The sequence below is a fragment of the Streptomyces sp. NPDC014889 genome (genome assembly GCF_043081205.1).
GTDB lineage: Bacteria > Actinomycetota > Actinomycetes > Streptomycetales > Streptomycetaceae > Streptomyces.
Genome location: NZ_JBIBWH010000006.1, coordinates 159,593 through 182,419, shown reverse-complemented (window position 1 = coordinate 182,419; position 22,827 = coordinate 159,593). Strand labels below are relative to the sequence as shown.

General features: G+C 71.9%; 22 protein-coding genes and 1 tRNA gene. 17 read left to right on the top strand and 6 right to left on the bottom strand.

Features of this window, described 5'->3' with window-relative positions; genetic code table 11:
- Positions 1–58: 58 nt before the first annotated feature.
- The gene (locus ACF09J_RS13570; protein WP_392305570.1) at positions 59–715 is read right to left on the bottom strand and encodes a 5-formyltetrahydrofolate cyclo-ligase; all 657 of its coding nucleotides are present in this window, start codon (positions 713–715) and stop codon (positions 59–61) included.
- Positions 716–776: 61 nt separating this feature from the next.
- Between ACF09J_RS13570 and galU the strand changes: the two genes are divergently transcribed.
- From galU to ACF09J_RS13535, 7 genes are all read left to right on the top strand, one after another.
- A complete protein-coding gene (gene galU, locus ACF09J_RS13565) occupies positions 777–1,703 on the top strand; it encodes a UTP--glucose-1-phosphate uridylyltransferase GalU (RefSeq protein WP_392305569.1) in 927 nt (308 codons plus the stop codon).
- A 5-nt stretch (positions 1,704–1,708) separates the two neighbouring features.
- Positions 1,709–3,031, top strand: a complete 1,323-nt coding sequence (glp, locus tag ACF09J_RS13560; protein ID WP_392305568.1) for a gephyrin-like molybdotransferase Glp — start codon at positions 1,709–1,711, stop codon at positions 3,029–3,031.
- Positions 3,032–3,118: 87 nt separating this feature from the next.
- Positions 3,119–3,631, top strand: a complete 513-nt coding sequence (moaC, locus tag ACF09J_RS13555) for a cyclic pyranopterin monophosphate synthase MoaC (protein ID WP_392305567.1) — start codon at positions 3,119–3,121, stop codon at positions 3,629–3,631.
- The gene (locus tag ACF09J_RS13550; RefSeq protein ID WP_392305566.1) at positions 3,628–4,170 is read left to right on the top strand and encodes a molybdenum cofactor biosynthesis protein B; all 543 of its coding nucleotides are present in this window, start codon (positions 3,628–3,630) and stop codon (positions 4,168–4,170) included. The genes moaC and ACF09J_RS13550 overlap by 4 nt, the downstream gene beginning before the upstream one ends.
- 20 nt (positions 4,171–4,190) lie before the next feature.
- The gene (locus tag ACF09J_RS13545; protein ID WP_392305565.1) at positions 4,191–4,817 is read left to right on the top strand and encodes a GNAT family N-acetyltransferase; all 627 of its coding nucleotides are present in this window, start codon (positions 4,191–4,193) and stop codon (positions 4,815–4,817) included.
- A 195-nt stretch (positions 4,818–5,012) separates the two neighbouring features.
- On the top strand, positions 5,013–6,239 hold the full coding sequence (glpR, locus tag ACF09J_RS13540; protein WP_392305564.1) for a gephyrin-like molybdotransferase receptor GlpR: 1,227 nt from the start codon (positions 5,013–5,015) through the stop codon (positions 6,237–6,239).
- 73 nt (positions 6,240–6,312) lie between these two features.
- Positions 6,313–6,386 (top strand) — tRNA-Ala (locus ACF09J_RS13535).
- Positions 6,387–6,480: 94 nt separating this feature from the next.
- Here ACF09J_RS13535 and ACF09J_RS13530 read toward each other — a convergent pair.
- Positions 6,481–6,963 carry a GNAT family N-acetyltransferase gene (locus ACF09J_RS13530; protein WP_392305563.1) on the bottom strand — a complete coding sequence of 161 codons (483 nt, stop codon included), beginning with the start codon at positions 6,961–6,963 and terminating at the stop codon, positions 6,481–6,483.
- An 81-nt stretch (positions 6,964–7,044) separates the two neighbouring features.
- On the opposite strand from ACF09J_RS13530, the gene ACF09J_RS13525 reads away from it, so the two are divergent.
- On the top strand, positions 7,045–7,848 hold the full coding sequence (locus tag ACF09J_RS13525; protein WP_392305562.1) for an exodeoxyribonuclease III: 804 nt from the start codon (positions 7,045–7,047) through the stop codon (positions 7,846–7,848).
- Between the two features lie 17 nt (positions 7,849–7,865).
- Here the strand turns inward: ACF09J_RS13525 and ACF09J_RS13520 are convergent, their stop codons facing one another.
- On the bottom strand, positions 7,866–8,486 hold the full coding sequence (locus ACF09J_RS13520) for a MerR family transcriptional regulator (RefSeq protein WP_392305836.1): 621 nt from the start codon (positions 8,484–8,486) through the stop codon (positions 7,866–7,868).
- A 205-nt stretch (positions 8,487–8,691) separates the two neighbouring features.
- On the opposite strand from ACF09J_RS13520, the gene ACF09J_RS13515 reads away from it, so the two are divergent.
- The 4 genes from ACF09J_RS13515 to ACF09J_RS13500 all read left to right on the top strand — a co-directional run bounded on the left by ACF09J_RS13515 (position 8,692) and on the right by ACF09J_RS13500 (position 12,498).
- Positions 8,692–10,233 carry a flavin-containing monooxygenase gene (locus ACF09J_RS13515; RefSeq protein WP_392305561.1) on the top strand — a complete coding sequence of 514 codons (1,542 nt, stop codon included), beginning with the start codon at positions 8,692–8,694 and terminating at the stop codon, positions 10,231–10,233.
- A gap of 143 nt (positions 10,234–10,376) precedes the next feature.
- On the top strand, positions 10,377–11,327 hold the full coding sequence (locus tag ACF09J_RS13510) for an alpha/beta fold hydrolase (RefSeq protein ID WP_392305835.1): 951 nt from the start codon (positions 10,377–10,379) through the stop codon (positions 11,325–11,327).
- On the top strand, positions 11,324–12,217 hold the full coding sequence (locus ACF09J_RS13505; protein WP_392305560.1) for an SDR family oxidoreductase: 894 nt from the start codon (positions 11,324–11,326) through the stop codon (positions 12,215–12,217). Before ACF09J_RS13510 ends, ACF09J_RS13505 begins: the two co-directional genes overlap by 4 nt.
- Positions 12,218–12,312: 95 nt before the next feature.
- On the top strand, positions 12,313–12,498 hold the full coding sequence (locus ACF09J_RS13500) for a hypothetical protein (protein ID WP_392305559.1): 186 nt from the start codon (positions 12,313–12,315) through the stop codon (positions 12,496–12,498).
- A 131-nt stretch (positions 12,499–12,629) separates the two neighbouring features.
- On the opposite strand, the gene ACF09J_RS13495 is transcribed toward ACF09J_RS13500, so the two are convergent.
- The gene (locus ACF09J_RS13495) at positions 12,630–16,298 is read right to left on the bottom strand and encodes a S41 family peptidase (RefSeq protein WP_392305558.1); all 3,669 of its coding nucleotides are present in this window, start codon (positions 16,296–16,298) and stop codon (positions 12,630–12,632) included.
- A 155-nt stretch (positions 16,299–16,453) separates the two neighbouring features.
- On the opposite strand from ACF09J_RS13495, the gene ACF09J_RS13490 reads away from it, so the two are divergent.
- The 4 genes from ACF09J_RS13490 (at position 16,454) to ACF09J_RS13475 (ending at position 20,793) form a co-directional block, all read left to right on the top strand.
- Entirely contained in the window at positions 16,454–17,050 is a 597-nt protein-coding gene (locus ACF09J_RS13490) for a TetR/AcrR family transcriptional regulator (protein ID WP_392305557.1), read from the top strand.
- Positions 17,051–17,154: 104 nt separating this feature from the next.
- Positions 17,155–19,371 (top strand): MMPL family transporter, encoded by a 2,217-nt coding sequence (locus ACF09J_RS13485; RefSeq protein WP_392305556.1) that lies wholly within the window; start codon positions 17,155–17,157, stop codon positions 19,369–19,371.
- 142 nt (positions 19,372–19,513) lie between these two features.
- The gene (locus ACF09J_RS13480) at positions 19,514–20,014 is read left to right on the top strand and encodes a YbaK/EbsC family protein (RefSeq protein ID WP_392305555.1); all 501 of its coding nucleotides are present in this window, start codon (positions 19,514–19,516) and stop codon (positions 20,012–20,014) included.
- Positions 20,011–20,793 (top strand): EamA family transporter, encoded by a 783-nt coding sequence (locus ACF09J_RS13475; protein WP_392305554.1) that lies wholly within the window; start codon positions 20,011–20,013, stop codon positions 20,791–20,793. Before ACF09J_RS13480 ends, ACF09J_RS13475 begins: the two co-directional genes overlap by 4 nt.
- Before the next feature lie 64 nt (positions 20,794–20,857).
- Here ACF09J_RS13475 and ACF09J_RS13470 read toward each other — a convergent pair whose 3' ends face one another.
- Together ACF09J_RS13470 and ACF09J_RS13465 are read right to left on the bottom strand one after the other, a co-directional pair.
- Positions 20,858–21,142, bottom strand: a complete 285-nt coding sequence (locus ACF09J_RS13470; RefSeq protein ID WP_392305553.1) for a hypothetical protein — start codon at positions 21,140–21,142, stop codon at positions 20,858–20,860.
- A 362-nt stretch (positions 21,143–21,504) separates the two neighbouring features.
- Complete coding sequence (locus tag ACF09J_RS13465; RefSeq protein WP_392305552.1) at positions 21,505–21,771, bottom strand: hypothetical protein; 267 nt, start codon at positions 21,769–21,771, stop codon at positions 21,505–21,507.
- Positions 21,772–21,991: 220 nt separating this feature from the next.
- On the opposite strand from ACF09J_RS13465, the gene ACF09J_RS13460 reads away from it, so the two are divergent.
- Complete coding sequence (locus ACF09J_RS13460) at positions 21,992–22,753, top strand: class I SAM-dependent methyltransferase (RefSeq protein ID WP_392305551.1); 762 nt, start codon at positions 21,992–21,994, stop codon at positions 22,751–22,753.
- The last annotated feature ends 74 nt before the right edge of the window (positions 22,754–22,827 follow it).

Sequence of the window (22,827 nt, the reverse complement as noted above, 5' to 3'; positions counted from 1 at the left end):
GTACGGGAGCCGTGTCGGCGGCCGGAGCCGTACCGGCCGTGTCCGGGCGCGGCGCGCGTCAGGTGAAGCGGCGTACCCCCGAAGGTGTCGCCACGGCCTGCACCGGACGGTCGTGGGGCTCCTCCGGGATGTGCTCGACGACTTCCGTGTCGTACAGCAGGACCACGAGCGCGGGATGCGCCCGCGCCGCCTCAAGACGGGCCAGGACACGGTCGTAGGACCCTCCGCCGCGCCCCAGGCGCATCCCGCGCGCGTCGACGGCGAGGCCGGGCAGCAGGACCACGTCGGCGGTCGTCACGGCGTCCGGGCCGAGCCGCTCCCCGGCCGGTTCGAACAGCGCCATCCGCCCGCCGTGCTGCACGCGCGCGAGGGAGCCCTCCCCGGTGTACGCGCCCCAGTCGAGGTCGTTGTCGGGCAGCAGGGCGGGCAGCAGCACGTGTGCGCCCCGCGCGCGCAGCGCGTCGAGCAGCGGAGGGGTGCCCGGCTCGGTGCCCACGGAGACGTACGCGGCGATCGTGCGCGCCCGCGTCAGCTCGGGCAGTTCCAGGGCGCGCTCCGCCAGCGCGTGCGCCGCCTCCCGCACTTCATCCACGGTCAATGTCTTCCTCACCGCGAGGATTTCTCGTCGCAAGGTGCGCTTGGCAGGTTCGGCACCGCGTCCGGTCTGGCTCACTTGTCCTTCCGTACCCTTCCTCAACCCGGCATTTCCTTTCATATGAGAGTCAATTAACCGGAGAGGCTGATTCCGCGCAAAGGCAGCGGATAAGGTTGCGGCCATGACACAGGCGCAACCCAGGATCAGCAAGGCTGTCATTCCCGCGGCAGGTCTTGGCACCCGGTTCCTGCCGGCCACCAAGGCCACTCCCAAGGAGATGCTGCCGGTCGTCGACAAGCCGGCGATCCAGTATGTGGTCGAGGAGGCCGTCTTCGCGGGCCTCGACGACGTCCTCATGGTGACCGGCCGCAACAAGCGGCCGTTGGAGGACCACTTCGACCGCAACTACGAGCTGGAGTCGGCCCTGGAGAAGAAGGGCGACGGCGAGCGGCTCGCCAAGGTGCAGGAGTCCAGCGACCTCGCGACGATGCACTACGTCCGCCAGGGCGATCCCAGGGGCCTGGGCCACGCCGTGCTGTGCGCCGCCCCGCACGTGGGCAGCGAGCCCTTCGCCGTCCTGCTCGGCGATGACCTGATCGACCCCCGCGACCCGCTGCTCCAGCGGATGATCGAGGTCCAGGAGACCTACGGCGGCAGCGTGATCGCCCTCATGGAGGTCGCGCCCGAGCAGATCCACCTCTACGGCTGCGCGGCCGTGGAGGCCACCGAGGACGGCGACGTCGTCCAGGTGACCGGCCTGGTCGAGAAGCCGGACGCGGCGCAGGCCCCCTCGAACTACGCGATCATCGGCCGTTACGTCCTCGACCCGCACATCTTCGACATACTCCGCAAGACCGAGCCCGGCCGCGGCGGCGAGATCCAGCTCACCGACGCCCTTCAGCACCTGACCCAGGCGCACGCGTCGGCGACCACCGACGAGCAGCGGGCCGGCGGCCCGGTGCACGGCGTCGTCTTCAAGGGCCGCCGCTACGACACCGGCGACCGCGGCGACTATCTGCGTGCCATTGTCAGACTCGCGTGCGAACGTGAAGACCTGGGCCCGGAATTCAGGGCCTGGCTTCAGCGGTACGTAGCCGAGGAGATGTAACGACGTTGAGCAGCGCCGAGCCCCGCACCGCCGGCCCGGACCACCTGTGGTCGGTGGACGAGCACCTGGAGGACATCCTCACCACCGTCCGGCCCCTGGAACCCATCGAGCTGCAACTGCTCGACGCCCAGGGCTGCGTCCTGGTCGACGACGTCACGGTGCCGCTCTCCCTGCCGCCGTTCGACAACAGCTCCATGGACGGCTACGCGGTGCGGGTCACGGACGTCTCGGGCGCGAGCGAGGAGTTCCCGGCCGTCCTGGAGGTCGTCGGGGACGTCGCGGCGGGCGCGGCCGGCCTGCTCCGGGTGGGACCCGGACAGGCGGCGCGGATCATGACCGGCGCCCCGCTGCCGCCCGGCGCCGAGGCGGTCGTCCCCGTGGAGTGGACCGACGGAGGACTCGGCGAGGGCCCGGTGAACGCGATGCGCGCCCGCAGCCTCGCCCCCGAGGGCGCCGGCGGGCACGTACGCGTGTACCGGCCGGCCGAGGCACGCGCGCACGTGCGCGCGCAGGGCAGCGACGTGGAGGCGGGCGAGTGCGCCCTGCGGGCCGGTACGGTCCTCGGCCCGCCGCAGATCGCGCTGCTCGCCGCGATCGGCCGCGGCACGGTCCCGGTGCGCCCGCGCCCGCGCGTGGTGGTGATGTCCACCGGCAGCGAACTCGTCCAGCCCGACGAGCAGCTCGGCGACGGTCAGATCTACGACTCCAACAGCTTCGCCCTGACCGCGGCCGCCCGGGACGCGGGCGCCATCGCCTACCGGGTGGGCGCCGTCCCCGACGACGCCGACACCCTGCGCTCCACCATCGAGGACCAGCTCGTCCGCGCCGACCTGGTGGTCACCACCGGCGGGGTGAGCGTGGGGGCGTACGACGTCGTCAAGGAGGCGCTGTCCCACGTCGGGGACGAGGACGAGCCGGGCGGCGGCGTGGAGTTCCGCAAGCTCGCCATGCAGCCCGGCAAGCCGCAGGGCTTCGGGACCGTCGGCGCCGACCACATCCCGCTGCTGGCCCTGCCCGGCAACCCGGTGTCGTCGTACGTCTCCTTCGAGCTGTTCGTCCGCCCCGCCATCCGCTCCCTGATGGGCCTCCGGGACGTGCACCGGCCGACCGTGCGCGCGACGCTGGCCGCGGACCGGGCGCTGAGCTCGCCGAAGGGACGCAGGCAGTTCCTGCGCGGGGTGTACGCGGACGGCGAGGTCAGCCCCGTGGGAGGCGCCGGATCCCATCTGGTCGCCGCCCTCGCGCAGGCCGACGCGCTCATCGTCGTGCCCGAGGACACCGAGTCCGTCGAGCCCGGCGCCGAGGTCGAGGTGGTCCTGCTCGGCTGAGCCGTGCGGGGTGGCGGTACCGTGTCGCGCACAACAGGCCCGTGCGCCGCGAAGGCGACGGGCCCGGACCGGGAGCCCCACACGATCATGACTGTTCCTTCCCGGGGGGAGACCCCCGGACCTCCGGCGCCGGACCGGCTGACGCACATCGACGACGCGGGCGCCGCCCGCATGGTCGACGTCTCCGGCAAGGACGTGACCGCGCGCACCGCACGCGCCAGCGGGCGCGTCCTCGTCTCGCCCCGCGTGGTCGAGCTGCTGCGCGGCGAGGGGGTGCCCAAGGGCGACGCCCTCGCCACCGCGCGGATCGCCGGGATCATGGGCGCCAAGCGCACCCCGGACCTCATCCCGCTGTGCCACCCGCTGTCGGTGTCGGGTGTGAGACTGGAGCTGTCGGTCACGGACGACGCCGTGGAGATCGAGGCCACCGTGAAGACCACGGACCGCACGGGCGTCGAGATGGAGGCGCTCACCGCGGTGTCCGTCGCCGCGCTCACCGTGATCGACATGGTCAAGGCGGTCGACAAGGGAGCGGTCATCACGGACGTGCGGGTGGAGGAGAAGACGGGCGGCAAGTCGGGCACCTGGAGCCGGGCATGACCCTGGACGCATCGGCCAAAGGCGCGCTGCTCGCGCCGTACAGCGCCCTGGTGGTCACGGCCTCCAACCGGGCCGCCGCCGGGGTCTACGAGGACACGGGCGGTCCCCTGGTCGCCGACGGCCTGCGGCGCCTCGGCTTCGCCGTCGACGGGCCGCAGGTCGTACCGGACGGAGACCCGGTGGAGGCCGCGCTGCGCGCCGCCGTCGAGGCCGGGTACGACGCCGTCGTCACCACCGGAGGCACGGGCGTCTCGCCCACCGACCGCACCCCCGAGGCGACCCGCCGGGTGATCGAGACCGAGGTGCCGGGCATCGCGGAGGCCATCCGGGCGTTCGGGATGCGCAAGGTGCCGACCGCGGCGCTGTCCCGGGGGCTGGCCGGCGTGGCCGCGCGGACGCTGATCGTCAACCTGCCGGGCTCGACGGGCGGGGTGAAGGACGGACTGGCCGTACTGGAACCGCTGTTGAAGCACGCCGTCGACCAACTGCGCGGCGGCGACCACGTCAGACCCGGTGCCGGCAGTGGGGGTGCGAGCTGAACAGCCCATCCTGGCCCGTCGTGCTCGCGGAGGGCGATGTCGTCCTCCGCCCGATAAAGCTGCGCGACCAGCGGGCCTGGCGCGAGGTGAACCGGCGCAACCGGGACTGGCTCAGGCCCTGGGAGGCGACGATTCCGCCGCCCACGCCCAGCGGGCCCATCACGCACCGGCCGACCTACCGGCAGATGGTGCGCCACCTCAGGTCCGAGGCGCACGCGGGCCGGATGCTGCCGTTCGTCATCGAGTACCAGGGGCGCCTGGTCGGGCAGTTGACGGTCGCCGGGATCACCTGGGGCTCGATGTGCTCGGGCCACGTCGGCTACTGGGTCGACGAGTCGGTGGCCGGCCGCGGGGTGATGCCGACGGCCGTGGCGATGGTCGTGGACCACTGTTTCCGCACCGTGGGACTGCACCGCATCGAGGTCTGCATTCGGCCCGAGAACGGGCCGAGCCGGCGTGTGGTGGAGAAACTCGGATTCCGCGAGGAGGGACTGCGGCCGCGATATCTCCACATCGACGGTGCCTGGCGCGATCACATGGTGTTCGCGCTCACCGCGGAAGAGGTGCCCGACGGGCTGCTGAACCGCTGGCGCCGGAGCCGTGCCCTGCGGGCGCCCAAGGGGAATCCCGCCTCACCTGGAAATTGAATATATGTTCGAAATTGATCGGCCGGCGGTCTGAAGCGGACCTGCTCGCGATCGTCCGGGTGGCATTGAATTCGCGTCCTTGACGTCCTGCTGATCACATCGATCGCAAAAAAAGTTCGAAATATCAGCCAGATCGTGCGACACACCGGCGCAATTGGCAGATGGCCTCACGCAAACCCCTCTACCGTGTGAGGCGTGAGCAGCAGCGGCCTCATCTACGCAGTCATCGTCGGGGCCTGGGCCGCCTACTTGGTGCCGATGTGGCTCCGTAGGCAGGACGAGCTGAACGAGGCCCGTCCGACGGAACGCTTCAGCACCGCCATCCGGTTCCTGTCCGGACGGGCGGGGATGGAGCGCCGGTACGCCAAGGACCTCAGGGCGCGCTCCGCCGACGAGGGGGAGCCCGCCGACGGGGAGCCGGACGCCGTCACCGACTCGGTGGACGTCCGGGCCTTCGCCATGCCCCCGGGCCGTTCGTCGCCGGAGCGCCGGCAGCCGCCGGCGCGGGACGAGCGGGAACCGGTACGCCACGACGAGCGGGAACCGGTACGCCACGACGAGCGCGAGCGGTCCGCCAAGCCGGCCGCCCGAGCCGCGTCACCGTCGGCGGCCCCGCCCGCCGACGCGTCCGCCCGCCCGCGGGTCCCCGCGGCCCGGCGCCCGCCGCGCGCGGAGGTCTCCGCCGCACGTGCCCGGCGCTCGAAGGTCCTCGCGCGCCGCAGACGCACCACCGTCATCCTCTTCCTCGCCTTCACCCTCGGCGCGATCGTCGCCGCGGTCGGCGGGCTCACCTTCCTGTGGGCGCCCGGAGTACCCGCCGTGCTGCTCAGCGGCTACATCGCGTACCTGCGCTCCCAGGAACGGCGCCGCTTCGCCTACCAGATGGACCGCCGCCGCGCCGAGGTCGCCGCGCAGCGGCTGCGCGAGAGCCGCCGCCAGCCGCGTCGGCGCACCCCCCTGGACCCCGCCGCCGACGAGCCCGACGCGGGGCCCGAGCCGGAGACCGACCCGGACCTCTCCGCCCTCGCCGCCGACCGGCGCGCCCTCGTCGAGCAGACCGACCACGCCGAGTGGCTCGACCAGCAGCGCGAGCGCCGCCCCGGCCAGGGCGACAGCTGGGACCCGGTTCCGGTGCCGCTGCCCACCTACGTCACCGCCCCGGTCGCTCCACGGGCCACCTCCGACGTGGACCTCGGCGCGCCGGACGCCTGGAGCTCGGCGCGGTCGTCCGCTGCCGTGCCGGAGCAGGAGACGGCCCCGGCCGCGCCCGAACCCGAGGCGCACGCCGAGGACAGGCCCGCCGCCGACGGCCGCACCGACGCCCGCCGCGCCGCCTCGGCCCGCCGCTCCCGCGAGCGCGGCCGCACCCCGCTCTTCGACCAGTACGAGGAGGGCGGCCGCCCCCGCGCGGCCAACGAGTGAGCCCGCCCCTGACCAGCCCGGCAACGGATTACCAACCACCCGGGCGGGGATGCTAGAGTTTCACTCGTTGCAAGGGCCTGTGGCGCAGTCCGGTAGCGCACCTCGTTCGCATCGAGGGGGCCAGGGGTTCAAATCCCCTCAGGTCCACGCAGCTCAAAGCCCCGGTCGGGAAACCGACCGGGGCTTTGACGTGTCACGAGGAGGCTCCCTCCCGCGGGCCGTGGCGAGAGGGAGCCTCGTGTCAGGGGCGCAGCGGCTTCGCCAGGCAGATGCTCGACTCGTACTCGCGGTAGTAGCCGAACTTCGTGCACGGTTCGTAGCCGCTGGAGCTGTACAGGGCGACGGCCTCCGGTTGTTGGTCGCCGGTTTCCAGGACCATGCGGAGGCGTCCGGCGGCGCGGGCGTCCGCCTCCAGGGCGGCGAGGAGGCGCCGGGCCAGGCCGCGGCCGCGCATCGCCTCGATCACGTACATCCGCTTGAGTTCGGCGTCGCCGTCCTCGTTGCCCTCGGCGTTCTTGTCCTGGCTGCGCCAGCCGCCCGTGGCGACGGGGGTGCCGTCCTCGTCGTAGACGATCAGGTACACGCCGTTCGGCGGCCGGAAGTCGGCCGCGTCGAGGGGCGTGGCGTCGCCGCCGTCGCCGTAGCGGACGTGGTACTCGGCCTGTACCTCGTCGTTCAGCTTCACGGCGTCGGGGTGGTCGAAGGGCACGGGGCGGATGTTCATGTGGGAAACCGTATGTCCAGGCGGGAGAGCAGGGCGGAGGTCTCGGGAAGACCTCGTCCAGTGTGCCGGTAAGGTGCCGGGGTGCTGACTGTGACCTCCGTCAATGTGAATGGACTGCGCGCCGCCGCCAAGAAGGGCTTCGTGGAGTGGCTCGCGGGGACCGGGGCCGACGTGCTGTGCCTCCAGGAGGTGCGGGCCGAGCCGCACCAGTTGCCGGAGCAGGTCCGCACGCCCGACGGCTGGTACGTCGTGCACGCGCCGGCCGCCGCCAAGGGCCGCGCCGGTGTCTCCCTCTACACCCGCCGCGAACCCGACCGGGTCCGGGTCGGGTTCGGATCGGCCGAGTTCGACGGCAGCGGGCGCTACGTCGAGGCCGACCTGCCCGGCGTCACGGTCGTGAGCCTGTACCTGCCGTCCGGCGAGGTCGGCACCGAGCGGCAGGACGAGAAGGTCCGGTTCATGGACGAGTTCCTCGCCCATCTCAAGGAACTGCGCGAACGGGCCGCCGCCGACGGCCGTGAGGTGCTCGTCTGCGGCGACTGGAACATCGCCCACCAGCAGGCCGACCTCAAGAACTGGCGCGGCAACACCAAGAACTCCGGCTTCCTGCCCGAGGAGCGGGAGTGGCTGAGCACGGTCTTCGCGCCCGGGGCCGGCGGGTACGTCGACGTCGTACGCGCACTGCACCCGGAGGGCGAGGGCCCGTACACCTGGTGGTCCTACCGGGGGCGGGCCTTCGACAACGACACAGGATGGCGGATCGACCTCCACGTCGCCACGCCGACTCTCGCCGCCAAGGCCGTCAAGGGCTACGTCGAGCGGGCGGCCACCCATGCCGAACGCTGGTCGGACCACGCGCCGGTGACGGTGGTGTACGACCTCTAGTGCGGCACTAGGGTCCGCTACGCCTGCTTGCGCAGTCGTCGGTCCAGGGACATCGACACTTCCGCCTCCACCACGCTCTTGGCCAGAGGGCGCAGCCGCTTCAGGTCGTCCTCGGGGCCGTGACGCAGGATCAGGGCGGTGAAGAGTTCGGCGAGGGCGTCGGCGTGTTCGCGGACGCGGCGGCCGGTTTCCAGGACCTCGGCGAGTGGGATCCCCTCGCGGACCAGGGCGGCGGAGACGTCCAGCAGCCGGCGGCTGATGTGGACGAGTTCGTCGCCGTCGGTGCCCAGGTAGCCGAGTTCCATGGCGGCGGCCAGGTTCTCGGCGGTGACCTCGCCCGCGAAGTGGTCGGCGAGCTCCTCGGGGGTCAGGCGGACCGGGGTCTCCTCGGTGGGGGCGCCCAGGCCCAGCAGGTCGCCGACGTCGCGGCCGTGATCGAAGGCCTCGGCCAGTTCGGCGATGCCGTTCAGCGTGTGGCCGCGTTCCAGCAGGGCCGAGATCGTGCGCAGCCGGGCCAGGTGGTGGTCGTCGTACCAGGCGATACGGCCCTCGCGGCGCGGTGGCGGGATCAGTTTGCGCTCGCGGTAGAAGCGCAGGGTGCGCACGGTGATGCCGGCCAGCCGGGCCAGCTCCTCCATGCGGTACTCGCGTCGGCCGCCGCGTGCTCCACCGTCTCCTGCCACGGGAGCAGCCTATGTTGTACCGGCGGTAACTTTTCCTCGGTCGCCCCCCTACCGATCGGTACAGACCTCCTCTACGCTCCCCATTGCGCCAGTGTTCACTGGCAGAATCGCTGAAGGCTGCGCGCGGGTCGCTGTACGCGAGTCATGGGAGGGGCGCTCAATGGCCGAGCACGAGCACAAGGACCGGCATGTGCGGGTGGCGGTGATCGGGTCCGGCTTCGGCGGACTGGGCGCAGCCGTGCGGCTGCGCCGGGAGGGGATCACCGACTTCGTCGTGCTGGAGCGGGCGGGCAGCGTCGGCGGCACCTGGCGCGACAACAGCTATCCGGGGTGCGCCTGCGACGTGCCCTCGCACCTGTACTCGTTCTCGTTCGCGCCCAACCCCGACTGGCCGCGCACCTTTTCCGGGCAGGAACACATCCGCGCCTACCTGGAGCACGTCGCGGACGTCTTCGGCCTCCGCCCGCACCTGCGCTTCCACTCCGAGGTCACGAGGACGACCTGGGACGGCGAGAGGCTGCGCTGGGACATCGAGACCACCGGCGGGAACCTGTCGGCCGACGTCGTGGTCAGCGCGACCGGGCCGCTGTCCGAACCAAAGATCCCGGACATACCGGGGCTCGACTCCTTCCCCGGCAGGGTCTTCCACTCCGCCCGCTGGGACCACGACCACGACCTCGCGGGCAAGCGGGTCGCCGTGGTCGGCACCGGAGCCTCCGCGATCCAGATCGTGCCGTCCATCCAGCCCGAGGTCGCCCGGCTCACCCTCTTCCAGCGCACCCCGCCGTGGGTGATGCCCCGCGTCGACCGCGAGATCAGCGGCGCCGAGCGCCGGATGCACCGCGCGCTGCCGCTCACCGCGCAACTGCGCCGCGGACTGCTCTGGGGCATACGGGAGTTGCAGGTCCAGGCGTTCACCAGGCATCCGGGCCAGCTCGGTTTCGTGGAGCGGCTGGCCAAGGCCAACATGGCCCGCGCCATCAAGGACCCGGACCTGCGGGCCAGGCTCACCCCCGACTACCGCATCGGCTGCAAGCGGATACTGCTGTCCAGCACGTACTATCCGGCCCTCGCGCAGGACAACGTGGACGTCGTCGCGAGCGGGCTGAGCGAGGTACGCGGATCGACCGTCGTCGCCGCAGACGGCACCGAGGCCGAGGTGGACGCGATCGTCTTCGGCACCGGCTTCCACGTCACGGACATGCCGATCGCCGAGCGGGTCGTCGGCGCCGACGGCCGTACGCTCGCGGAGAGTTGGAAGGACGGCATGGCGGCCCTGCGCGGGGCGTCCGCGGCCGGCTTCCCGAACTGGATGACGATCATCGGCCCCAACACGGGCCTCGGGAACTCCTCGATGATCCTGATGATCGAGTCCCAGCTCAACTACCTCGCCGACTACCTGCGCCAACTGCGCGTCCTCGGCGGCAGGGCCGCCCTCGACGCCCGGCCGAGCGCCGTGAACGCCTGGAACCGCAAAGTGCAGGAGCGCATGAAGCGCACCGTGTGGAACACCGGCGGCTGCACCAGCTGGTACCTGGACGCGAGCGGCCGCAACACCACCGTCTGGCCCGGGACGACCACCGAGTTCCGGCAGGCCACACGACGCGTGGACCTCGCGGAGTACCAGATCCTCCGGGAGCCCGGGTCCCGGGGCACGGCGGGGCGGGCCCCGGCGCGGCGGCCCGTGGAGGTGGAGGCGTGAGCCGTCCCGTGCGGCGGGCGGCCGGTGGCCGTCCGGAAGACCGTGCTGCCCAGGACCGTCCCGCGGAGCCCGCTCCGGGCCCGTACGAACCTCCCGCTCCCGCCCCGGGTCCGTACGACCCTCCCGTCCCCGCCCGTGAACTCATCGCCGTCTCCGCGGATGGCGCCCGGCTGCACGTCGAGGTGCACGGGCCGGTCGACGACCCCGCCGCCCCGGCCGTCGTCCTCGCCCACGGCTGGACCTGCTCCACCGCCTTCTGGGCCGCGCAGATCCGGGACCTGGCCGCCGACCACCGCGTCATCGCCTACGACCAGCGCGGGCACGGACGCAGCCCGGCGGGCCGGGGATACGGCACCGACGCGCTCGCCGACGACCTGGAAGCCGTGCTCGCGGCGACGCTGGCGCCCGGCGAGAAGGCGGTGATCGCCGGCCACTCGATGGGCGGGATGACGGTGATGGCCGCGGCAGGCCGGCCCGGCTTCCAGGAGCACGCGGCGGCCGTTCTGCTGTGCAGCACGGGCAGTTCACGGCTGGTGGCCCGGTCGACAGTGATACCGATCCGGGCCGGCCGGCCGCGCACCTGGCTGACCCGCCGCGTCCTCGGCTCCCGGGCGCCGCTCGGGCCGGTCACTCCGCTCGCCCGGCGGATCCTCAAGTACGCCACGATGGGCCCCGGTTCGGCGCCGCACATGGTCGAGGCGTGCGTGCGGATCGTGCACGCCTGCCCGCGCCGGGCGCGCCATGCCTGGTCGCAGGTGCTGGACCGGCTCGATCTCGACGATCGGGTACGGCAGTTGAGGGTGCCGGTGGCGGTCGTCGCGGGCACGGCCGACCGGCTGACCCCGCCGGAGCACGCACGGGCACTGGCCGCCGCGCTGCCCGACTGCCTGGGCCTGACGGAGCTTCCGGGGCTCGGCCACATGACGCCCGTGGAGGACCCCGGGACGGTCACCGGGAAGATACGGGAACTTGTGGCCGGGTTCGTACCCGGTCGCGGACCTGGTCGGGTCACGGGCCACGTGCCGCGTCAGGCCACCGGCCGCGGAACCGCACACGAGCAGCACGACGACGCACGGATCAGGGAGGGCGCATGAGCAGAGTGAGCCTGGAGGGGCAGGTCGCGGTCGTCACGGGGGCCGCGCGGGGCGTCGGTGAACTGCTCGCCCGCAAACTGTCCGCGCGGGGCGCGAAGATCGCGCTGGTCGGCCTCGAACCGGACCTGCTCGCGGAGGTCGGCCGGCGGCTGCACGGCGAGAGCGCCCACTGGCATGCCGACGTCACCGACCACGAGGCGATGGCCCGGGTCGCGGCGGAGGTCGAGGAGCGGTTCGGCAGGGTCGACATCGTGGTCGCCAACGCGGGTGTGGCGAGCGGTGGTCCGTTCGCCGGCTCCGACCCCGAGTCCTGGCGGCGGGTGATCGAGGTCAACCTCGTCGGATCGGCGGTCACGGGGCGGGCGTTCCTGCCGGCGCTCACCGCGAGCCGCGGCTACCTGCTCCAGATCGCCTCGCTCGCCGCCATCACCCCGGCGCCGATGATGACGGCGTACTGCGCCTCCAAGTCCGGTGTGGAGGCGTACGCGCACTGCCTGCGCGCCGAAGTCGGCCACCTGGGCGTGCGGGTGGGCGTCGCCTACCTGTCGTGGACCGACACCGACATGGTGCGCGGGGCCGATCAGGACGATGTCATGCGGGAGTTGAGGCAGCGGCTGCCGTGGCCGGCCGGCCGGACCTATCCGCTGGGTCCCGCGGTGGACCGGATCGTGGCCGGGATCGAGCGGCGCGCCGCCCATGTGTACGGGCAGTGGTGGCTGCGCGGCATGCACGGCGTGCGCGGGTGGCTGCCGGGCGTCGTGGGGACCGTGGGACAGCGGGAGGTGCGGCGCTTCGCGGACCGGCTGTCGGGGGTGCGGACCGGGCTGGTCGGGGCGGGTGGGGCGGCCGACGAACGGCACCGGTCCGCACCGGCTACGCAACGTCACTGATCGACATGCGCAGGGTCACCGCCCGTGTGAATCTGGTCGAGGCCGATCCCCTAGCCCACTTGGGGATCCCACTCACCCACACGGGAGTGAACAGCATGGGTATGAAGGACAAGCACCAGGACTCCGGCGAGCAGCAGCGGCAGCAGGGCCGGCAGCGCCCCGGCGAGGGCCGCGAGAAGACCGGGCAGCGCCCGACCCAGCCGCGTGAGCGCGGGCGTCACGACGGGCCGGACACGCCGGACGAGATGGAGGACCGTCTCAACCAGGACTACGACCGCTAGCCACGGCCGGGAGTCGGCGTCGTCGCCGCGTTCGGCTTCGACCGTGGCGCGGGTGACGGCGTGAGGGCGTGGGGTGTTCCGGGCCGGGGCACCCCACGTCCGTGCGGTTCCGGCCGACCAAGTCACCTCGCTCAGCGGCGCGGAGGCAGCTCCGGCCGTGAACGGTCGGGGACGTCCCGGTAGTCCGGCGGGACCGCCGCGGGGTTGGCCTCCAGGAGTTCCAGGGCCAGTTCGATCGCGTCGTCCATCTCGACATGGCGGCCCTCGGCCCAGTCCAGGGGAGTGCGCAGGCTCTCCACGTCGGGAGTGACGCCGTGGTTCTCGACGGACCAGCCGTAGGCGTCGAACCAGGCCGCGTTCATCGGCACCGTGATCACCGTGCCGTCGCCGAGGCGGTGCCGGCCGGTCATGCCGACCACTCCGCCCCAGGTGCGCTGGCCGACCACGGGACCCAGCTTGAGCAGCTTGAAGGCGGCCGTGATCATGTCGCCGTCGGACGAGGTCGCCTCGTCGGCGAGAGCCACGACGGGCCCGCGGGGCGCGTCGGAGGTGTACGACACGGGCTGGGCGTTGCGGGTCAGGTCCCAGCCGAGGATGGTGCGGGTCAGCTTCTCGATGACCAACTCGCTGATGTGTCCGCCCGCGTTGCCGCGGACGTCGACGATCAGGGCGGGCCGGGACACCTCCATGCGCAGGTCCCGGTTGAACTGCGCCCAGCCGGAGCCGCCCATGTCGGGGATGTGCAGGTAGCCGCACCGGCCGCCGCTCAACTCCCTTACCACAGCACGTCGTTTGGCCACCCAGTCCTGATAGCGCAGCGGGCGCTCGTCGATCAGCGGTACGACGGCGACCCGGCGCGGCGGTCCCTGGCCCTCCGCGGGGGAGAAGGTCAGCTCCACCGTCGTGCCGCCCGTCCCCGCGAGCAGCGGGTAGGGGCCCGTGACCGGATCCACCGGGCGGCCGTCGACGTGGGTGAGGACCGCGCCCTCGCGGATGCCCGCGCCGGCCAGCGGGGAGCGGGCCTTGGAGTCGGAGGAGTCGCCGGGCAGGATCCGGCGGACGGTCCAACGGCCGTCGCGGTACGTCAGGTTGGCGCCGAGCAGGCCCTGAAGGCGCTGGTAGTGTGCGGGGCCCTCGTTGCGGCGGGCCGGGGAGACGTAGGCGTGGGAGGTGCCCAGTTCGCCGAGTACCTCGCGCAGCAGGTCGGCGAACTCGTCCGGGGACGCGACGCGTTCGACCAGCGGGCGGTACTGCGCGAGCACCGCGTCCCAGTCGATGCCGCACATGTCCGGCTCCCAGAAATAGGCGCGGATCAGCCGGCCCGCCTCCTCGTACGCCTGGCGCCACTCGGCGGCCGGGTCGACCACGTGCAGGATCCGGCGCAGGTCGATCCACGTCGTCGTGTCGCTGTCGCCGATCTCCGTGGACGGCACCGCGCGCAGGTCGCCCTCGTCGGCGACGACCAGGCGGGTGCCGTCGCCGCTGACCGCGAAGAAGTCGAGATGGCCGACGAGTTCGTACTTCTTCGCCCTGCTGATGTTGAAGTGCTCGAGCGTCGGCCGGCCGGTGGTGTCGTCCGGGTTGACGAAGGTCTCGCCCAGGGCGCCGGAGATCGGCCAGCGCAGCCAGACCAGGCCGCCGCCGGCGACCGGGTGCAGGGCCGAGTACTTGGAGGCGATGACGGGGAACGGGGTGACCCGGTTCGCCAGGCCCTCGACCTCCACGGTCACCGCGCCTGACTCGCCGGTCTCCTCGTCCTCGACGGGGTCCAGACCGCCGGCGGCCGGCCGTCCCTCGGGGTTCAGGGCGAAGGGGGACGGGGTCGCGGAGGACAGCGGAACGAGGTAGGGCTTGCAGCCGAGCGGGAAGGACAGGTCCCCGGTGTGCACGTCGTACACCGGGTCGAAGCCGCGCCAGGACAGGAAGGCCAGGTACCGGCCGTCCCGGGTGAACACCGGGTTCTCGTCCTCGAAGCGGCCGTTGGTGACGTCGACGATCAGCCGGTCCTGGATGCGCGCCATCCTGATCTGCCGCAGGGTCCGCCCGACCCCGGGCTGCGACCACGTCAGCCAGGCCCCGTCCGGCGAGAACGCCAGGTCCCGCACGGGCCCGTTGACGGACCGGACCAACTCGGTGAGCCGCCCACCGGAACCGTCGCCCGCACCGGTGCCGCCGGAACCCTCCGGCGCACCAGGCCCGGCGCCCTCACGCGCGCCAGAGGCGGCGGGCCCGCCTGCCGTACCGGTGCCGGCCGGACCGTTGACCGCATCGGTGGCAGCCGGGTCCTCCGGTGAACCGGTGCCGAGTGGACCGTCGGGCGCACCGGTCGCCGTGGAGTCGCCTGCCGCACCGGTTGCCGTAGAGCCGTCCGTCGGGCCGGTTCCGGCGGGCCCGCCTGCCGCACCGGTGCCGGCCGGACCGTTGACCGTATCCGCGGCAGACGCGCCCTCCGGCGCGTTTGTGGCGGCGGGTTCGTGTTCGTTCGTGTGTGCCTCGGTCGTGTCCGTGGCGACCGGGGGCTCGTCGCCCTGTCCCGTGACCGCGGCCACCTCCTCCGCCGCCTCCTCCTCGTTCAGGTCGGTCATGTCGAGCAGGAGCAGGCGGCCGTCGTGGGAGGCGAGGGCCAGGCGGTCGCCGGCGGGGTCGGAGGCCGTTTCCAGGACGCGGCCGAGGCGGCCGGAGGCCAGGCGGCGTGGTGGACGGGCGCCGGTGGCGCGGGGGAGGTGGGTGATCTCGACGGCGTCCTCGCCGTCCGCGTCGGTGACGTAGGCGACCTGGCCGGTCCCGCCGAGCATCTCCGGCAGCCGGATGCGCACACCGGGGGTGTCGATCAGCGTGCGGGCGGGGCCGTCGCGGTGGGTCAGCCAGTGCAGGGAGCCGCGTACGACGACCGCGCTGGCCCGGCCCGTCTCGTCGACGGAGATGCCGTCGACGTGCTGGGCGGCCGGCACCTGGTAGCGGCGGCGGCCCGCCCGCGGCCCGCTCGTCCGTACCTCCAGCCGGCGCGGGACCGAGTCCGCGGACAGGTCGTCCACCATCCACAGGTCGCCCGCGCACTGGTACACCACCCGCGTGCCGTCGCTGGAGGCGTGCCGGGCGTAGAAGGCGTCGTGGTCGGTGTGCCGGCGCAGGTCGGAGCCGTCGGGCGCGCAGGAGTAGAGGTTGCCCACGCCCTCGTGGTCGGAGAGGAAGGCGATCCGGCCGCCGACGAACATCGGGCAGGCCAGATGCCCGCCGATGTCGGCGAGCAGCCGCTGCCCGTGCAGCCACAGCCGGCCCGTCGCGCCGCCCCGGTACCGCTTCCAGGAGGCCGGTTCGTGCGGCGGCGTGCCGGTCAGCAGCAGGGTCTTGTGGCCGCCTTCCACGTCGGCGACCTGGAGGTCGGAGACCGGCCCCCAGGGCAGCTTGCGGCCGGGGGAGCCGTCGGTGCCGACCTTGTAGGCCCAGGTGAAGTAGGAGAACGGCTCGCCGTGGGAGGCGACGGCGAGGATGTCGGTCCGGCCGTGCTCGTCGGGCGGCGCCCACCCGCACACCCGGGTGTCGGTGCTGCCCCAGTAGGTGAGCTGACGGGCCGGGCCGCCGTCCACCGCGACCAGGTGGATCTCGGGCACCAGACTGCGCCAGCTCGTGTACGCGATGTGCCGCCCGTCGGGCGAGAAGCGGGGTGGGCCGACCTTGGTGCGGTCCACCGTGAGACGCCAGGCACGGCCCGCTCCGTCGAGCGGCGCCAGCCAGAGGTCGTCCTCGGCCACGAAGCACAGCAGATCGCCGCTGAGGTGCGGCAGGCGCAGATAGCTCACCTTCCCATGCTTTGCCCGGGTATGGGCCGCAGCAACTTATGCGGAACCGACAGTCGTGACCCAGGACACGTACGAAACGGTTTCGTTTCGTTCGGCGGGTGCGCTACCTTTCTCATGTACGAAACGGTGTCGTTCCCAACGGGAAGGCGGAGGACATGGCCGAGGTCGCGACCGGGCGCCGCAGCCGTATCACGCCCGAGCGCGAGGCGGAGCTGTACGCCGCCGTGCTCGACCTGCTCCGCGAGGTCGGCTACGACTCCCTCACCATGGACGCCGTCGCCGCCCGCACCCGGTCCAGCAAGGCCACCCTCTACCGCCAGTGGGGCGGAAAGGCCGAGCTCGTCGTCGGGGCCATGCGGCACGACAAGCCGACGAGGATCGACACGATCGACACCGGAGCGCTCCGCACCGACCTGCACGCCCTCGTTCGCGAGGACGACTGCGTCATGGAGCAGAACTCCGCGCTGATGCGGGCCCTGGCCATGGCCATGCACACCAACCCGGACCTCAGACAGGCCTTCCGGGAACAGCTCATCGAACCGGAGATGGCCGCGTTCCGCAGCCTGCTGCAACGCGCCGTCGACCGGGGCGAGATCCGGGCGGACTGCCCGGCGCTGGACTTCGTGGTGCACATGCTGGCCGGCGGGTTCGTCGTCCGTGCGCTCATCGAGGGCCTGCCGCCGACCCAGGGCTTCCTCCATTCGTACCTCGACGCCGTGGTCCTCCCCGCCCTCGGCGTACCGACTTCCTGACACCTCTCCCCAGCAAGCCCACTCTCTGACGCACCGCTCACGTCGTCGGGCTCATCACCCCTGCCCACCTTCACCCCCCACGACCTGACCGGGAGTACGTCAACGTGGCCACCTTCCTCTACAGACTCGGCCGCCTCGCCTTCCGGCGACGGCACTTCGTCGCCCTCGTCTGGCTGGTGCTGCTCACCCTCGCCGGCGTCGGCGCGGCCTCCGCGCCGGCCGCCGGGAACACCTCCTTCTCCATCCCGGGCACCGAGGCGCAGAAGGCCTTCGACCTGCTGGAACAGCGGTTCCCCGGCGCGAGCGCCGACGGGGCCACCGCCCGCGTGGTGTTCAAGGCACCGAGCGGCGAGAAGATGACCGCCGCCGGGAACAAGGCGACCGTCGAGAAGACGGTCGAGGAGCTGTCCAGTGGCTCGGAGGTCGTCTCCGTCGCCGACCCCTACACCGCGCACGCCGTCAGCCAGGACGGCACGATCGCCTACGCGTCGGTGCGGTACAAGGTCTCCGGCATGGAGCTCGAGGACTCCTCCCGCACCGCCCTGAAGGAGGCCGCGCAGCACGCGCGGGACGCCGGGCTGACCGTGGAGATCGGCGGCGACGCCCTCCAGACCGCGCCGGAGACCGGCGCGAGCGAGGTCATCGGCATCGCGATCGCGGCCGTCGTCCTCGTCATCACCTTCGGCTCGCTCGTCGCGGCCGGACTGCCCCTGCTGACCGCGCTGATCGGCGTCGGCATCGGCGTCTCGACGATCACCGCCCTCGCCCACACCCTGGACCTGGGCTCCACCACCTCCATCCTGGCCACGATGATCGGCCTCGCGGTCGGCATCGACTACGCCCTGTTCATCGTCTCCCGCTACCGCGCCGAACTCGCCGAGGGCCGCGAGCGCGAGGAGGCGGCCGGACGGGCCGTCGGCACGGCGGGCTCCGCTGTGGTCTTCGCCGGTCTGACCGTCGTCATCGCCCTGGTGGGACTGTCCGTGGTCAACATCCCGATGCTGACGAAGATGGGCCTGGCCGCGGCCGGCACGGTCGTCATCGCCGTCCTCATCGCCCTGACGATGATCCCGGCGCTGCTGGGCTACGCGGGCCGCAAGGTCAAGCCGATCGGTGCGAAGGGCGGACTGCTCCGCCGCCGGCGTCCCGCGCCGCAGCCGGACCGGCCCAACATGGGCACCCGCTGGGCGAGCTTCGTCGTCCGCCGCCCGGTCGCCGTGCTGCTGCTCGGCGTGCTCGGCCTGGGCGCCGCCGCGATCCCGGCCGCCTCCCTCGAACTGGGCCTGCCGGACGACGGCTCCCAGCCCGTCTCCACCACCCAGCGCCGCGCCTACGACCTGCTCTCGGAGGGCTTCGGACCCGGCTTCAACGGCCCCCTGATGCTCGTGGTCGACGCCGGCGGCAGCGCCGACCCCAAGGCGTCCTTCACCAAGGTCACCGACGAGATCAAGGGCCTCAAGAACGTCGTGACGGTGACGGAGGCGCAGCCCAACGAGGCCGGCGACACCGCGATGGTGACCGTCGTCCCCGACTCCAAGCCGTCCTCCACCGCCACCGAGGACCTGGTGCACGCCATCCGCGGCGCGGGCGGCGACATCGAGGCGAAGGCCGACGCGAAGGTGCTCGTCACCGGCTCCACGGCGATGAACATCGACGTCTCGCAGAAGCTCAACGACGCGCTGCTGCCGTATCTGGCGCTGGTGGTCGGCCTGGCCTTCCTGCTGCTGATCGTGGTCTTCCGCTCGGTCCTGGTCCCGCTCAAGGCGGCGCTCGGCTTCCTGCTGTCGGTGCTGGCGGCGCTCGGCGCGGTGGTCGCGGTCTTCCAGTGGGGCTGGCTGTCGGGCCTGATGCACGTGGAGGAGACCGGCCCGGTGATGTCGATGATGCCGATCTTCATGGTGGGCGTCGTCTTCGGACTCGCCATGGACTACGAGGTGTTCCTGGTCACCCGGATGCGCGAGGCGTACGTCCACGGGGAGACGCCGGGCCAGGCCGTGGTGACCGGGTTCCGGCACGGCGCCCGGGTGGTGACGGCCGCCGCGATCATCATGATCGCCGTCTTCTCCGGCTTCATCGGCTCCAGCGAGTCGATGGTCAAGATGATCGGCTTCGGCCTGGCGATCGCGGTCTTCTTCGACGCGTTCATCGTGCGCATGGCGATCGTGCCGGCCGTACTGGCCCTGCTGGGCCGGCGGGCCTGGTGGCTGCCCGGCTGGCTGGAGCGCGCCCTGCCCGACGTCGACGTGGAGGGCACGGCCCTGCACACCGAGCAGCCGCGGCACGCGGACCCGGACGAACGGCGGGAGCTCGTCGGGGCGTGAGCTCCTGACCCGCCGGGGTGAACGGCCGGTGAGGGTGCCGTGGGGACGGCGCACCCTCACCGGCCTCGTCGGTTCCGGAGGCCTCATCCACCACGTGGGAATTCCTTCGTGATGCCCGTAATCGGCGGCTAGCCTGCCGTTCATGACGACGACACCCGAGTCAGGAGCCCACCCCCGCTTCGCCGACGCCCTGTGTGAGCTGGGGCTCGACGAACTGCTCCCCGAGGTCCGCAGGTTCCCCGAGGCGACCAGGACCGCCGCCGAGGCCGCGGCGGCCGTCGGCTGCGAACTGAGCCAGATCTGCAAGTCGCTGATCTTCGCCGTGGACGGAGAGCCGGTGCTGGTGCTCATGGACGGCGCCTCCCGGGTGGACATCGAGCGGGTCAGGGAGGAGCTCGGCGCCGAGAAGGTGACACGGGCCAAGGCTGACGTCGTACGGGAGACGACCGGGTACGCCATCGGCGGCGTACCGCCCTTCGGGCACCGGACCCGCACCCGCGTGCTCGCCGACCGTTCGCTGCTCGGCCACGACGTGATCTGGGCCGCCGCCGGAACCCCTTACACCGTCTTCCCGATGGCACCCGCGGCGCTGGTCGCCCAGGCCGGAGGCGTCCTGGTGGACGTGCGCGAGCGCACCTCGTGACTCCGGCGGTCACCGCGGCCGTCCTGCTCGCCGCGGTCACGCACGCCGGCTGGAACGCGATCGCCCACCGCATCACCGACAAACTGACCGGGTTCACGCTCATCGCGGGCGGCGGCCTGCTGATCGGGCCGGCCATGGCGCCGTTCGTCGCGTTCCCGGCCCGCGCCGCGTGGCCGTACCTGCTCTTCTCGGCCGCGATCCACGTCGTGTACTACGCCCTGCTGATGACGTCCTTCCGGCTCGGCGACTTCGGGCAGGCCTACCCGATCGCGCGCGGCACCGCCCCGCTCGTCGTCACCGTGCTCGCCGCCCTCTTCGCGCACGAGGTGCCCGACGGCTGGGCCGCCGCGGGCGTCGCCGTGTCCTGCGCCGGGCTGACCGGTGTCGCCCTGTGGGGCCTGCGCGGACGCCGGCCCGACTGGGCGGCGATCGGCGCCGCCCTGGCGACCGGACTGGCCATCGCCGCGTACACGGTCGTCGACGGGCTCGGGGTGCGGGCCGCCGGCTCGTCCCTCGGGTACATCGCCTGGCTGATGGCGATCCAGGGCGTGGTGATCCCGGCGTACGCGGTGTGGCACTGGCGCGGACGCACGGTCGCCACGCTGCGGCCGTACGCCGCGGTCGGGCTGCTCGGCGCGGCGCTGTCCGTGGCGGCGTACGCGCTGGTGCTGTGGGCGCAGACGAAGGCGGAACTCGCCCCGATCGCCGCGCTGCGGGAGTCGTCAGTCAATCCTTGCTCATGCAGTAATAGTTTGGCTGGTCAGGGGGCTTTCCAATAGAGAAGTCAAGGCCGGAGCCTGAGCTGGGCTCCTAGGGACCGCCTCCATGAAGAAGTGATGTTGATCAGCGGGTCGGGAAGGACGCCAAAGCAAGATCCCACTGGTCAGCCGCGTGAAGGAGTGCAGCCATATCGAGCTGCACCTCCACGACGTGCTGGTAAAGGTCCGCTCCGTCATCACCCTGCTGCCAAGGAGCCGCGCCCTCCAAAGACAGGTGAATGCGAACCACCGCCCTGCCCTCGTTGCGGTCGGCGAGGCTGAAGGCCAAGACCGGTTCGATGAACCACGTGTCCGGGGACAACTTGCCGTCCGTGTCAGGTCCGGTCACAGTCACCGTGCCCGCTGCCACCGCACGCAGCCACCTTACGCGCTTCATCGGTCAGCAGACAGGCATCGGTGAAGGACCAGCTGCCATCGCGAGTTGCCACGGAACCTCCGATGACCAGCCAGTTGTCGTCATAAGAGTCGCCCCTGACTGTGGGGAACTGATAGCGCAGCGGGCGGAGGTCGACACTATTTGCCTGATCGCTCAATCGCACCGCCGCAGGATGCCACGCTCCCCTCGCGGCTCTGCACATGGTGGGCGTAACGATCAGGATGACGCCGTGACCGGTGGCGGCATGACCTCGTAGAGGCGCCGGTCGTGGACCTGGGCCCACAGGCAGAGTCACCGGGTGTTGGCTGAGCTCAGTCGCGTGATCTTGGCGCTGCTCAGTCGTGCCGGATGGAGAACAGGCGCGCCGCCACAGCCAGCACCAGCCCGGCCACGATGAGGTACAGGCCAAGACGTTCTTCGGGCACCGCCGGTGACCACACCCGCCAAGCTGACGAGGTGTAGCCATCGGCTGCCAGGAAGGCCCCGTAGCCCCTGGGGAGCGCGCTGGTCTGGCCGCGCACCCACAGCAGGGCGCCGATGACCGCGCAGCTCGCGGATATCGCATACAGGACCGTGGCGCGGCGCGGGACCGGTCTGTTCACGGGTTCTCCCTCGGCTTTGTCGTTGTGATGCGTGGATTCTCGCTGCCCCGTACCGGTCACGTCCGCGCCGGGGCATCGTGTCGAATACCCGTGCGTACCGCAGCTCCTCTGCGCCATGCCCGCACGCTCGGTCATGCTCGGTCGGAACATCAACATCTGGCCCGCGCTGAATCTCTGAATCTTTGGTCTTCCGCCCATTCGATCTGCTGGGCTTGACCCCATGGACACCGCCGCTGCCGACCGTCCGTCGGCGACCTACGACCGCATCGGTATCGGATACAGCGAAGTCCGACGCCCTGACCCCCGCCTGCATGCTCTCATCGGCCAGGCACTGGAAGGCGCCCGCACGGTTGTCAATGTCGGCGCCGGCACTGGCTCCTACGAGCCGGAAGGCGTCAGCGTGACCGCTGTCGATCCTTCCGAGGTCATGCTCGGCCAACATCTCGGGATGAACAAGGTAAAGGCTGCAGCCGAAGCCCTTCCGTTCACGGACGGCTCCTTCGACGCGGCCATGGCCATCATGACCGTCCACCACTGGCCCGACCTGCACCGCGGACTCAGCGAACTGCGCCGCGTCGCTGACAGGCAGGTCGTCTTCACCTGGGATCCCACGCACCGACCGGAGTTGTGGCTGCTTGAGGAGTACCTGCCGGAGATCCGTGAGCTGGACCACGCCCGCTTCACCCCTGTGACCGAGGTCGCCGACGCGCTCGACGCGCACACCGTGCTGCCCCTTTCCATCCCGCACGACTTCACCGACGGCTTCCAGTGCGCCTACTGGCGCCGACCGGAGTGCTACCTCGACCCGGTCATCCGCCAGGCCAGCTCCACCTTTGCGCAGCTGCCGCCGTCCGTCGTAGAGCCAGCGATCGCCCGGCTCCGCGCCGACCTCGCATCCGGCACCTGGCACCGCCGCCACGCCGACCTGCTGGCTCAGCAAACCATGGACTACGGATATCGCCTGCTCATCGCAGGCGGGTAGTCCCGTCATCCCCTACTGTCTACGCGGTCCGTAGGCTGGCGGCTCCTGCCAGGCAGAGAAAGCTGTTCAGCAAC